This window comes from Actinoallomurus sp. NPDC050550, from assembly GCF_040655075.1.
Classification (GTDB): domain Bacteria; phylum Actinomycetota; class Actinomycetes; order Streptosporangiales; family Streptosporangiaceae; genus Actinoallomurus.
The window spans coordinates 1-12,217 of sequence record NZ_JBFAJC010000111.1 but is presented as its reverse complement, the minus strand read 5'-3'; the positions used below and the strand labels follow the sequence as shown (position 1 = coordinate 12,217).

12 protein-coding genes are annotated in these 12,217 nt (G+C 70.3%); 4 read left to right on the top strand and 8 right to left on the bottom strand.

All coding sequences use genetic code 11. From position 1 onward, the window contains the following. Positions 1–178: 178 nt before the first annotated feature. The 4 genes from AB0I04_RS54265 to AB0I04_RS54250 form a co-directional block, all read right to left on the bottom strand. Positions 179–1,150: a hypothetical protein gene (locus AB0I04_RS54265; RefSeq protein ID WP_360904615.1), complete on the bottom strand. Its 972-nt coding sequence runs from the start codon at positions 1,148–1,150 to the stop codon at positions 179–181. Between the two features lie 95 nt (positions 1,151–1,245). Further along, positions 1,246–1,392, bottom strand: coding sequence for a hypothetical protein (locus AB0I04_RS54260; protein WP_360904612.1), 147 nt, complete (start codon positions 1,390–1,392; stop codon positions 1,246–1,248). A gap of 165 nt (positions 1,393–1,557) precedes the next feature. Then, positions 1,558–3,303, bottom strand: coding sequence for an MFS transporter (locus AB0I04_RS54255; RefSeq protein WP_360904609.1), 1,746 nt, complete (start codon positions 3,301–3,303; stop codon positions 1,558–1,560). Continuing rightward, positions 3,300–3,737: a MarR family transcriptional regulator gene (locus AB0I04_RS54250; protein WP_360904606.1), complete on the bottom strand. Its 438-nt coding sequence runs from the start codon at positions 3,735–3,737 to the stop codon at positions 3,300–3,302. Before AB0I04_RS54250 ends, AB0I04_RS54255 begins: the two co-directional genes overlap by 4 nt. A 101-nt stretch (positions 3,738–3,838) precedes the next feature. Here AB0I04_RS54250 and AB0I04_RS54245 point away from each other — a divergent pair, with 101 nt between their 5' ends. Then, positions 3,839–4,528 carry a TetR/AcrR family transcriptional regulator gene (locus AB0I04_RS54245; RefSeq protein WP_360904603.1) on the top strand — a complete coding sequence of 230 codons (690 nt, stop codon included), beginning with the start codon at positions 3,839–3,841 and terminating at the stop codon, positions 4,526–4,528. Positions 4,529–4,581: 53 nt separating this feature from the next. On the opposite strand, the gene AB0I04_RS54240 is transcribed toward AB0I04_RS54245, so the two are convergent. The 4 genes from AB0I04_RS54240 to AB0I04_RS54225 all read right to left on the bottom strand — a co-directional run bounded on the left by AB0I04_RS54240 (position 4,582) and on the right by AB0I04_RS54225 (position 8,670). After that, positions 4,582–5,130, bottom strand: a complete 549-nt coding sequence (locus AB0I04_RS54240) for a hypothetical protein (protein ID WP_360904600.1) — start codon at positions 5,128–5,130, stop codon at positions 4,582–4,584. A 136-nt stretch (positions 5,131–5,266) separates the two neighbouring features. Beyond that, complete coding sequence (locus tag AB0I04_RS54235; protein ID WP_360904597.1) at positions 5,267–5,452, bottom strand: hypothetical protein; 186 nt, start codon at positions 5,450–5,452, stop codon at positions 5,267–5,269. A gap of 104 nt (positions 5,453–5,556) precedes the next feature. Then, complete coding sequence (sepH, locus tag AB0I04_RS54230; RefSeq protein WP_360904594.1) at positions 5,557–6,963, bottom strand: septation protein SepH; 1,407 nt, start codon at positions 6,961–6,963, stop codon at positions 5,557–5,559. Positions 6,964–7,359: 396 nt separating this feature from the next. Continuing rightward, positions 7,360–8,670 carry a D-arabinono-1,4-lactone oxidase gene (locus AB0I04_RS54225; protein ID WP_360904591.1) on the bottom strand — a complete coding sequence of 437 codons (1,311 nt, stop codon included), beginning with the start codon at positions 8,668–8,670 and terminating at the stop codon, positions 7,360–7,362. A gap of 172 nt (positions 8,671–8,842) precedes the next feature. Between AB0I04_RS54225 and AB0I04_RS54220 the strand changes: the two genes are divergently transcribed. From AB0I04_RS54220 to AB0I04_RS54210, 3 genes are all read left to right on the top strand, one after another. After that, the gene (locus AB0I04_RS54220) at positions 8,843–10,000 is read left to right on the top strand and encodes a lytic transglycosylase domain-containing protein (protein ID WP_360904588.1); all 1,158 of its coding nucleotides are present in this window, start codon (positions 8,843–8,845) and stop codon (positions 9,998–10,000) included. A gap of 119 nt (positions 10,001–10,119) precedes the next feature. After that, entirely contained in the window at positions 10,120–11,118 is a 999-nt protein-coding gene (locus AB0I04_RS54215; RefSeq protein ID WP_360904585.1) for a ferrochelatase, read from the top strand. Positions 11,119–11,150: 32 nt separating this feature from the next. Further along, the gene (locus AB0I04_RS54210; RefSeq protein WP_360904582.1) at positions 11,151–11,954 is read left to right on the top strand and encodes an inositol monophosphatase family protein; all 804 of its coding nucleotides are present in this window, start codon (positions 11,151–11,153) and stop codon (positions 11,952–11,954) included. Positions 11,955–12,217: the final 263 nt, after the last annotated feature.

Here is a 12,217-nt window from a genome sequence, read left to right as displayed (position 1 = left end):
CCGTCATCACCATCGACAGACACGGCCACCACACCTTCGACCTCTACTTCACCCCACCCGGCCAGCACGAACGCCTCGTCGACCGCGTCATCTACACCCGAAAAATCAAATAAGGCGGTCCGGGCATCCGGGGCGGTGCCGCTGACGCGGCCACGCCCCGGTGTGCCGTCTCACGCGGTCACCAGGTCAGCAGTGGTCCCGCCTGCCCGGTCAGCCGTCCGCGGGAGAGTACGACGTCCAGATGGTGGGCGGTGGCCCGCTGGTCGGGGTCGGCGGTCTCGCTCAGCTCGGCGCCGAACCCGATGTGCACTCCGTAGTTGCGTTCGTGCCAGGTGAACGCCGCCTTGTGTGATCTGGCCGCTTCGGTGACGGCCTTCGACTGGCCGATCCCGAGCTCGCCGATCGAACGCACGCCCGGCAGCCGGTCGAACGCCATCTCCAGGTCCCGGCAGAGCTCGGTGTTACGCCCGGTGACGCCGGTCGCCTGGCCGTTCTCGATGCGGACGGAGAGGTCACCAGGGCCGATCCGGCCGTACTTCCGGCCGAACGGGATGGTCCCGATGATCCACCCCTCGACCGGCAGGGTGCCGCTCGCACTCTCCGGGACGCACGCGACCTCCCCGCTGGGTAGGAGGTAGTCGTAGTCCTCCAGTCCGCTGTAGGCGACCCAGTCGTCCGGAGCGCAGTCGAAGGAGAGGAACTCGGTCGCGTCGTCGGCGGCCCGATAGGTGAGCGTCCGCTCGCCGGTCAACTGCCGGCGGAGCCCGTCGCACCGACGGGCCACCTCCTGCGGATCCTCGGCGAAGAGTTGGGCGAAGTTGTCGTCCCAGACCTCGAGGCACAGCGCCACACGGCGGCTCGGCCAGTCGGCGAAGCGCACCAGCGCCTCCTGGTACTCCGGATAGTTCCGGGCATGGAAGCCGATGAGGCCGACGTGGTCCTGGTCGACGTACTCGAGTGCCGCCGCCCGTACGTCGTCGATGGAGACCTCGCCGAGACGGAGGACCCGCACATCGTCGCCGAGCCGGGGCAGCAGGGACGCCGCCAGGCGTGCGTGGGCGGCGGCATCGATGATCACCAGCCAGGTCGACACGGATTTCGGCAAGTACGCCGTGAAGCGCTCGACCGACTCTTCCCAGACGTCATTCACTCGTCAGCCTCCGAAGCAGGTGTCGTGTCCGGGTGCCGGACCTCGGGGAACGCGCGCACCGCCGGCCGAAGCCCGCGGTGCACGCGCCGACCTGGTCAGACCCAGAAGTACTGCGGGGTGTTGAAGTTGCTCAGGGTCCCCGCCCTGCTGCTTCTGGTCGTGCCCTCGATCATGAATTCACCGAGGTCGAGCGATGGATCCAGGACATCGAGTTGGGGGTGGTCTGCGGTCACGGTCGACATCGCTGCGGACTCCTCTCCGTGATGCGGAACTCCGTCGGACCCGCTGCTCAAGATCGTCAGCGGATCTTCGCCATGGTGCACCGAAACGATCAAGGAATGCAATACCGGTTTTGTGAAAGCCCAAAAGGCGCGATTTACCGACCAATAACCGAAAGGTGCGCCGCGTTAGCCGCGCCGACGGATCCTGGTGTCCGGGGCACCGCGAAGCACGGACGCGATGGCGGCCAGTACGGCCAGGGCGGCGGCCGAGGTGAACACCACCACCAGGCCGTGGTGGAACGGGGCTGCGATCAGGTTCGGGAAGAACTCCCGCCCGGTGAGGGCGTGCCGGCTTCCCGCCGGAAGCGAGGAGAGCGTCCCGCTGGGCGCGAGCAACTGCTCGACCGGGTTGACGCCGAGAATCGCCGCGAACAGCGAGGCCACCGGCGGCAGCGCGCCGACCTGCTCGGCGACCTGGGACGGCACGCCCTGCTGCCGCAGTCCGCTGGTCAGCGCGTGCGGGAGGCTGGCGGCCAACCCGGCGATCATGAGGGAGAAGAACACGCCGATCGACAGCGCGATACCGGTGTTCTGGAACGTCGCGCGCATGCCGGAGGCCACGCCGCGCCGTGACGCGGGGACACTGCTCATGATCGATGAGGAGTTGGGCGAACTGAAGGCGCCGATGCCGATGCCGTTCGCCGCGATGAGCAGGGCGAACGCCCAGTACGGGAAGTCGATGGGCAGCAGCGTCAGCCCGATGAAGGTGCAGGCGTACAGCGCCATGCCCGAGGTGGCCAGGCCGCGGGAGCCGAGCCGGTCGGACATCCAGCCGGCGACGGGACCCGCGATCAGGAAGCCGAAGGTCATCGGCAGCATGTAGACGCCGGCCCACAACGGAGTGTCGGCGTAGTCGTAGCCGTGCAGCGGAAGCCAGATGCCCTGCAGCCAGATGATGAGCATGAACTGCAGGCCGCCCTGGGCCAGGCGGCTGGCGAAGCCGGCCAGGTTGCCGGCGGTGAAGGCGCGGATGCGGAACAGGCCGAGCTGGAACATCGGCTCGGCGGCCCTCCTCTCGGCCACGACGAACGCCGCCAGAAGGGCGGCGCCCACCGAGAGCAGGGCAATGACCTCGGGATTCGTCCAGCCCATGGTGTGGTGGTGATAGGGGTGGAGGCCCTCGGTGATGGCGATGAGGATCGCGCTGAGGCCGATCGTGAAGGTGACGTTGCCCCACCAGTCGATTCGGGCGGGTGTACGGGGGCTCGGCGTGCGGGGTTCGCGGAGCTTCGCGTAGGCCCACAGCGTTCCGAAGATCCCTACCGGGAGGTTGACCCAGAACACCGCCCGCCAGTCCCAGAGCACGAGCAGGCCGCCGGCGACCAGGCCGACGAACTGGCCGGCCAGTCCGGCGACCTGGTTGATACCGAGAGCGAAGCCACGCCGGTCGGCGGGGAACACGTCGGTGAGGATCGCGGCCGAGTTGGCGGTGAGCATGGACCCGCCGACCGCCTGCAGCATCCGCCAGCCGATCAGCCACAGCGCGCCGCCACCGCCGTGGAACGGGTCGAAGGACAGCAGGATGGAGGCGGCGGTGAACACGGTGAACCCCGCGTTGTAGATCCTGACCCGGCCGAACATGTCGCCCAGGCGGCCCAGAGGGACCACGAGAACGGCCTGCACGAGCCGGTAGCCCATGATCATCCACAGGAGATAGCCGAGGTTTCCCGTCGCCAGCGGATCCAGGCGGATCCCCCTGAAGATCGCGGGCAGGGAGATCAAGACGATGGAACCGTCCAGGGCCGCCATGAAGATCGCGGCCGTCGTGTTCGTCAGTGCCGCCCAGCGGTAACGGTCGTCCGCCGACCGCCGGCGTGCTCCCGGCGTGGCCGTGTGCTCCGACGGATCGCCCTTCTGCTCGGTCGAGCTCACAGTCCCTCCGCGAGTCGCTCGATCAGCCGTGCGGCCGCCATGAGCTGCTCTTGTTCCGGCCCTGTGAAGTCGCTGGAGAGTGCCGCGGCGATCGTCTCGATCCGCGTGTTACGCCTGGTGAGCAACGCCTGCCGCCCGGCTTCGGTCAGCGACAGGACCACGCGTCGGCCGTCCTGCGCGTCCGGGCGCCGTTCGATCAGACCGCGCGCCTCCAGCCCGGCCACGGTCCTCCCCATCGACTGCGGGGTGATCTGTTCGAGCCGGGCCAGTGCGCTGGGTGTGGCCGGGCCGGCGCGGTTCAGCCGCTTCAGGGCCGAGTTCTCGTGCAGCGAGAGCTCGTCGTCGACCTGCACCTGCCGTACCCGGCGGACCAGCATCGTGATCCCGGCCAGTAGAGCCTCGGAAATCTGATGAGCGTCCGGTTTGTCGGTCATATACTAAGCCTAACTTATAACCTTTGCTTAGTTTCTGGTTCGGATGCATCAGGCTTCACGGTCGGTGTCGAGCCTTGTTCGATCGCCGGTACGTTGGCGACATGCCGCGTGACACGTTGACCCGGGAGCAGATCGTCCAGGCGGCCGTGGCGGTGCTGGACAGCGAAGGAGTGAACGGTCTGAACGTGCGGCGGCTGGGAGCTCAGCTGGGCGTGTCGGCCACGGCGATGTATTACCACGTCAAGAGCAAGGACGAACTGGTGGTGCTGGCGGCCGACCACGTGTGGGGCCAGATCGAGTTGCCCGATATCGCCGGACGCGGATGGCGGGCAGCCGCGGCGGCGTTGGCGGAGGGTGCCCACACCATGATCATCCGGCATTTCTGGATGGTGCCTGCGATGAGCACCCACCTGATCTACGGTCCAGGCAAGGCGCGGTACGACGATTACTGCCTGGCCGTCTATGAGGGTGCGGGATTCAGCGAACGAGAGGCCGACCAGGTCGCCGCGTCGGTGCTGATGTTCGTGATCGGTGCCGCGCAAGGGGGGGTCGCCGAGGCGGCGTGGCGGGCCCGCTTGCGCCGGGCCGGTGCCGATGAGGAGCGGCAGATGCGCGATGCTCTCGCGCGTATCGGTCGGATCGCGCAGGAGTTTCCCCGCCTGCGGGCGCGCACCATGCCCTCGGCCGACGCGGGCACCGCGTTGCCGGACGAGGCCACCTTCGAGTTCGGTCTGCAGGCGCTCCTGGATGGCCTGGAAGCGCGCCTGGCCGCTCGGTCCGCGGGTGGATGAGCACGCCGCCGCCGAGTGTCAGGGCCGTGAATTCCGGCGGCATTCGAGCCCGGTCAGTGGAAGTAGGCGTTCGCCGACGGCGTCAACAGGAGCAGTATTACCAGGAGTGAACCCAGCGTCGCGAGCCCGAAGCGGACGACGACCACGGCCCGGATCCATGAGGGCATGGCCGCACTGGCGGCGCCGATGACCGCCGCGGCGTCGATTTCTCGCACCCTCGGGTCGCCGGACTTGGCGAAGGCCGCCTGGGTGTAGCGGACGGCGAGCACCTGACTGGCGCAGACGAAGCCCACGGCGACCAGGACGACCGGTTCGGCGATCCACGACAGGACCAGACCAGTCCTGATCCTGGAGAGGTTGAGGCCGGCCAGCGTCGCCAGGGCCGCGGCGATTCCGATCGCCAGCAGGAACTCCCATGCCTTCTCCTCGAACCTGATCCGATGCTCGGCCAGGACCTCGACCGGGACACCCTGTCGGATCGTCTCTGCTTCGGCCGCCCGCTGGGCGGAACCTCCGTAGAAGTAGACGACGACGGGCAGGACGACGAACGTCGCCGTCAGCGCCAACTGCAGGGTCGCGGCGAGAGCGACGGAAATCGGCATCATGCCTCCCGGCGTTTTGAACTAAGTTAAAAACAATCTAGAGAGGTTTTGAGCTTTGTTCAAATCATGGTGAGGCGTGCTGCGATGGCCAGGGATCAGCGCACGCGGCGCTCTTGCCCGAACCTGCTGCCGTTGATCAGTGGTCGGGTGAGAAGACCATGTGTTCGGTGCCGACGAGGCCGTTGATGTGGCTCACGCGGTGGAGATCGAAGGTGTCTCCGCGGCAGCTCAGCACCGTGAAGTCGACGGTGCCGCCGCTCGACCTGGTCGTGAAGGATCCGTCCGGCTCGTCGAGCCGCGCGGTGGCGCCCCTACGGAGCATCGGCCGTCACGGCCGTCGACCACGACGAATCTCCGGCGTGTGCTGTGCGTAGAGCACAGTGATCGCCAGGGATCACCGCATGATCGGAGCCGTGACCTCCGGGATTACTCGGGGCGGCGGGCGCCGAACATGATCTCGTCCCAGGACGGGACCGAGGCGCGCTTGCTGCGGGCACGCTTCCGGGCGGGCGGTCGCTTCTCCGGGGCGGCCGGCGGGGTCGCGGGCTTCGTGGCGGCCGCGGCCGGACGCTCCGGAGCCTTCTCGGCCGGTTTGTCCGCGGGCTTCTGCGGTGCCGGTTTCTGCGCCGCGGGCCTGGCCTGGCTCGGCTTCTGGGCGGCGGGCCTGGCCTGGGCCGGCTTCTGCGCGGCGGCGGGCTTCGTGGCGGCCGCGGCGGCCTGCTTCGGCGGCGCCGGCTTGGGTGCCTGCGGCTTGGCCTCGACGACCTCCCGCTGCGACTGCGGCTGCTCGACCTCGACCGGCTTGTCCTCCACCGGCGCCGTCTCCACCCGTGCCGTCTCCAGCGGGGCGGCCTCCAGCGGGGCGGCCTCCAGCGGGGCGGCCTCCACCGGGGTGTGTTCGGCGGCGGGCGGGGCGACGGGCTCCGGCCTGGCCGGTTGCGGTGCGGGAGCCGGGGGCTCGGCGGCGGCCGGGGGAGCGGGCCGTGTGGGCACGGTCAGCTCCTGTGGCCTGGCCGCGATCTCCGGGCGGGCCTCGCGCGGACGCGGGGCGCGCGCGACGGGCTCCTCGGCGGGGGCCGGCCGCGGCACCTCGCGGACGAACATCGGCTCCTCGGCCGGAAACTCCTCGCGGCGGGCCGGCCCGGGGACCGGGACGACGGGGCCGGGCGGCGGAGCCTGCTCGCGGACGGGGTCGCCGACGATCTTCATGGCGCGGCGCGGGACGAACGGGGTGACGGTGTCGTCGGCGGACTCGTCGACGTCGAGAGAGGACAGGCGCGAGGCCTCGTCGTTCACGGCCGAGATGTGGCGCCGGCGGGGGTCGTACGCCCACTCCGCCGAGTAGGGGCGGCCGTCGTAGTAGAAGGAGAGGCTGACCCGCCAGGTCGAGTCCTCGCACTTACGGGAGTCCCACTCGACCTCTTCCAGGTCGATGCCACGCCGGCCGAGGCGCTCCTCGACGAGCTCTCCGAGGGCAGGGGCGGGCGAGGACTCACCCGGACGTCGGATCGGCACGCGCTGGGCCTGCTGGGCCATGTACTCGCGCTCCTGAAGAACCGGTCCCTCGAACCAGCGGACACGCTCCACCGGGATGCCTGCCGTTTCGGCGATCTCTTCCGCTGTCTCTCCAGCGCGAATACGAGCCTGGATCTCCTTGGGACGCAAAGGACTCTCCACTTCGATCTCGTACTGGCCGAGGCGGGAGAAATGCCCACGGACCACGGCGCGCAGCCGATCATCGATAGGCAGCGTGAACCGGGTGCCCCGGCCCGCGGTGGCAAGGACGAGGTACGACCCGTCCTCGCTGACCGCGACGAGGCGCAGCTCCTGCATGCGTGTCCTTTCGTGCCCTGTCCGACGCGGCTCGGGGCGCATGCGTGCCCTTCCCCCGGTGCTACCAGTGTCGCGTCAGGACACACCTGCCCGCCAGCACCGTACCCGGCATGTCCGAACATCGCCGCCCTCACGACGTGATCCTTGTCAAGTTCCCGCAGTGTCGACCCAGCTTGCCCGCTCGGGGACGGCGGCGACGGGGGGCTTAACCATTCTTGTGGATCCTTTGCCGCGTGATGCCGTCGGACTGGCGTGGCTCACGCGGCCGCTGGGACGGGACGCGGTCGGGAGATCGGTGGATGCTGACGGTTCGGGGTCGTACGCGGTTACCGGTCGGAGCGCGAGGGATCTGCACGCCGCGCGAGCGGGATGCGATTCATAGCGAGTCTACGGGTTTCAGGTGCCGAATATCTGAGTCAGGTAGCGGTTGGCGAAGCGGCGTTCGGGATCGATCCGGTCGCGTAGTGCCAGGAAGTCGCCGAATCGCGGGTAGACGCCCTCTAGGTACGACGCGTCCCGCGTGTGCAGCTTGCCCCAGTGCGGCCGTCCGCCGAGTGGCGTCAGGACCTCCTCGACGCCTTGGAAGTACTCCTCGTGCGGAGACGCGTGGTAGACGTGGATCGCGATGAAGGCGCTGTCCCGCCCGTGCGCCATCGACAGCCAGGCGTCCTCCGGCGGCAGCAGGCGCACCTCGATGGGGAAGGAGATCCGCCAGCCCCGGCGCTCGATGAGCGCACGGACCTCGCGGAGCGCGCCGGCCAGTTCCTCGCGCGGGACGGCGTACTCCTGCTCCTTGAAGCGGACCCGCCGCGGGCTGGTGAACACCCTGTACGACACGTCGGTGTACGTCCGGGCGCCCAGGGCCCGCGCGGACACGCCGTTGATCGTCGGAATGGCGCGGGGGACGTGGTGGGCGACGCGGTTCGCGACCTCGAACACCGAGTTGGACAGGAACTCGTCGTCCAGCCAGTGCCGGAACGTCCCGAGCGGTTCGGCCGGGCCGGGCACCCGGTTGTTGCGCTTGGTCAGGCAGCCGTCGGTGTGCGGGAACCAGTAGAACTCGAAGTGCTCGTTCTCGGCCGCGAGCTCGTCGAGGCGCGCCAGGACCTCGTCCCACCGCATTGGTTCCTCGCGCGCCTGCAGCAGGAACGCCGGGACGGCCTGCCAGGTGATCGCGGTGACGACGCCGAGCGCGCCCAGGCCGGCGCGGGCGGCGTCGAACAGCTCGGGCCGGTCCTCGCGGGAGCAGGTGACGACGCTGCCGTCGGCGAGCACGAGTTCGAGTCCGGCGATCTGCGACACGAGGCCCGCGGCGTCGCGCCCGGTCCCGTGGGTCGCGGTCTGCGTCGCGCCGGCGAGGGTCTGCTCCTGGATGTCCCCCATGTTGGCCAGGGCGAGGCCGTGCTGTTCCAGGTGCGCGTTGAACACCTTCAGCGGCATGCCCGCCTCGGCGGTGACGAGGCCGGTGGCGGTGTCGACCGACCGCAGCTCCGTGAGGCCGTCCGGCCGGAGCAGGAGGCCCTCGGTGGCGGCGGCGTCGGTGAAGGAGTGCCCGGCGCCGGCCATGCGGACCGTCAGGCCGGAGGCGGCCGCGGCCTTGACGGCGGAGACGACGTCGGCGGTGGACCGGGGCGTCAGGACGCGCCGGGGGGTGGCGCGCTGGTTACCGGCCCAATTCCGCCAGGTCTGAGGTGTCACAGGGGGCATAAGGCGAAATCTACTCATCTTTCACCTGGTCTCGGCAACCCCATGAGCGTGATCATGGAGCCTCGTGACCAGGCCGATTCTGGGCGGATCTTTTCTTTGTCCGAACCGTACCTGTCGAAGTGCCGCCGAGTGTTGGGTAACTACCGCCCGGGCCCGATCGTTGGGAGTACCGATGAGACGCTTCGTTCGCAGAGGACTCCCGACCGCCGTGGCGGCCATCGCGCTGGCGGCCACCGCGACCGCGGCGAGCGGCGCGGTGTACATCGTGACCGCCGAACCCGAGAGGGCGCCCAAGGGCGGGCACGCGGCGGCCTCAGGGCCGGAGAACGGCACCGGGCCCGTCACCACCGTCGTGCCGAACACCGAGCAGCCCGCCGCCCTGAAGCGCGTCGTGGACCCCGACTTCCTCGTCGTCGCCGACCGCCCGGTGACCACCGAGAAGCTGCAGGGGGTCTCCCACCTCAAGCGCGTCCGCGACGTCATCACCGTGGACGCCGGGGCCGTGCAGCTCCAGGGCGGCCGGGTGAACATGTTCGCCGTCGACCCGTCGGCCTTCCGGTCCTGGACCCCGCCCGGCACGGCCAAGAACGACGGGCTGTGGAACGCCCTCGCCCAGGACCGGTTCGTCGTCTCCGACGAGGTCCAGCAGCAGCTCGGGCTGCGCGAGTCGATGCAGTACCCGGTCCTCGGCAGGGCGCAGATGTTCGTCACCATGGGCGGCTCCGGCTCGCTGGGCCTGCCGGGCATCAACGTGCTCGTCGGACGCGACACCGGGCGGAAGATCGGTCTGGTCCACGACATCGCCTTCCTCGTGAACGCGCCCGGGGCCGACCGGGGCCTCGGGACACGGCTGCGCAAGGTCGTCGGCGGGAACAGCCAGGTGATCGACCTGCACCAGTCCGCGACGCAGCCGAAGGGGCAGCCGGCGCAGAAGCAGCCGTCCTCCGGCCGCCCCGGCACATACCTCGCCCTCTACCAGCAGTCCGCCGGCCTCTGCCCGGGACTCTCGTGGACCGTGCTGGCCGCCATCGGGCAGATCGAGAGCGACCACGGGCGCAACGCCGGGCCCTCGAGCGCGGGCGCGCTCGGCCCGATGCAGTTCATGCCGGCGACCTGGCGGATCTACGGCGTGGACGGAGACGGCGACGGCAAGGCCGACATCATGGACCCGTACGACGCGGTGCCGGCCGCCGCCAAGTACCTGTGCGCGAGCGGCGCCGGGCGCGGCGGCAGCGGCCTGTACCACGCCGTCTTCGCCTACAACCACTCGGACGCGTACGTGAACAACGTGCTGTCCCTGGCCCGCGCGTACGCCCGCCGCTACTCCTGACCGGTCCCGCCCGGAACGCCGAGCGCCCCGCGTACGGCGAGGTCAGTCCCGCGGATCCCACGCCAGGCCCGGGCCGGGTGGGGTGCCGGGCATCGGCGGGCGGCTGGTTGGATGGGGGCATGCCGTACGACGCGCTGCTGTTGCTGTCCTTCGGCGGGCCCGAGAAGCCCGAGGACGTCATGCCGTTCCTGGAGAACGTCACGCGGGGCAAGGGCGTCCCGCGCGCACGCCTCGAGGCCGTGGCCGAGCACTACCATCACTTCGGCGGTGCCAGCCCGATCAACCAGCAGTGCCGCGACCTGAAGGCCGCCATCGAGGCCGACTTCGCCGCGAACGGCCTCGACCTGCCGGTCTACTGGGGCAACCGCAACTGGCATCCCTTCCTCGCCGACACGCTGCGGCAGATGAAGGCCGACGGCGTACGCCGGGCGGCGGCGTTCGCGACGTCCGCCTACAGCGGCTACTCCTGCTGCCGGCAGTACCTCGAGGACATCGATCGTGCCCGGGACGAGGTCGAGGACGCCCCCGAGGTGGACAAGCTCCGGATCTACTACAACCACCCCGGCTTCGTCGAGCCGATGATCGAGAACACCCGGGCCGCCCTCGACCGGCTGCCCGTCGAGCTGCGCGACGACGCCCGGGTCGTCTTCACCGCCCACAGCGTGCCGCTCGCCCAGCCGGGCCGCGAGGACTACGTCGCGGAGCTGACCGACATCTCCGCGGTCGTGGCGGAAGGCCGTCCCTGGGACCTGGTGTACCAGAGCCGCAGCGGCCCGCCGAGCGTGCCGTGGCTGGAGCCGGACATCCTCGACCACCTGGCGAAGCTCCACGCCGAGGGCGCCCGCGCGGCGGTCATCGTGCCCGTCGGATTCGTCTCCGACCACATGGAGGTCAAGTACGACCTCGACATCGAGGCGGCGGAGCTCGCCGGCCGCCTCGGGCTGCGGATCGAACGGGCGGCCACGCCCGGTGTCCATCCCCGGTTCGTCGCGATGGTCCGCGAGCTGCTCCTCGAACGCGACGGGACCGACCGCCCGGCGCTGGGGAGCCTGGGACCGCGCCCCGACCACTGCGCCGCGGGGCACTGCCGCCGCGCCGGCGTGCCGACCGGCCGATGACGGACATGCAGCCCGGATCCCGAGGGGGGAACGTGCAGGACCTGTTGTACGAACTGGCGATCAGCACCGCTGAGGTCGCCTCTGTCATGCTCGTCGACAAGCGGCCGGCCGACCTCGGCGTCGCGTACACCAAGTCGAGCTCGACCGATGTCGTCACCGAGATGGACAAGGCCTCCGAGCGGCTCATCGTCGACCGCATCCGGGCCGCCCGGCCCGGCGACGCCTTCCTGGGCGAGGAGGGCGGCGAGAGCGGCGGGTCCAGTGGCGTCCGCTGGATCGTCGACCCGATCGACGGCACGGTCAACTACCTGTACGGCCTGCCCGACTGGTCCGTGAGCATCGCCGCCGAGGTCGACGGCGAGGTCGTGGTCGGCGTCGTCGCCGTCCCGATGCGCGGTGAGCTGTACACCGCCGCCCGGGGACAGGGCGCGCACCTGATGCGCGAGGACGGGTCGAGCGAACGGCTCCGCTGCAACACCGGCGTCTCCCTGGACAAGGCGCTGGTCGCGACGGGGTTCGGCTACTCCGCCGAACGCCGCGCCCACCAGGCGGAGTCTCTAATGGGCGTGCTGCCGCGCGTCCGCGACATCCGGCGCGGCGGCTCGGCCGCCGTGGATCTGTGCTCCGTGGCCGCCGGCCGCATCGACGCCTACTACGAACGCGGCCCCCAGGAGTGGGACTTCGCCGCGGGGACGCTCATCGTCCAGGAGGCCGGCGGGACCGTCGGAGGCCTGCACGGCACCCCGCCGAGCGCGGAGCTCACGATCGCCGCGGGCCCGGATCTCTTCCCTCCGCTGCACGATCTCCTCGACGAGGTCGGCGCCGCACGCGGGTGAGCCGACGACTTCACCGCGGTCGTCCGCGACACCCTGGACGTCGCCGCGCTGCGCTCGACTGACGCGCACGAAGTCCTGGAGTCCTGACCCCACTGTGAGCGGCGCGCGTCGTCTGGACTGAGGAGCGCCGGGAGCGAAGGGACCAGAGCGACGAGGGAAGACGGCGCGTGGGGCGCCGCGAACCGCGCTCGCGGAGCGAGCGCCATCGGGCAGAGCGCGCGGGGGGCGCGCCCCGGGCAGGTGGGGGGCCCCCCCCCCGGGCT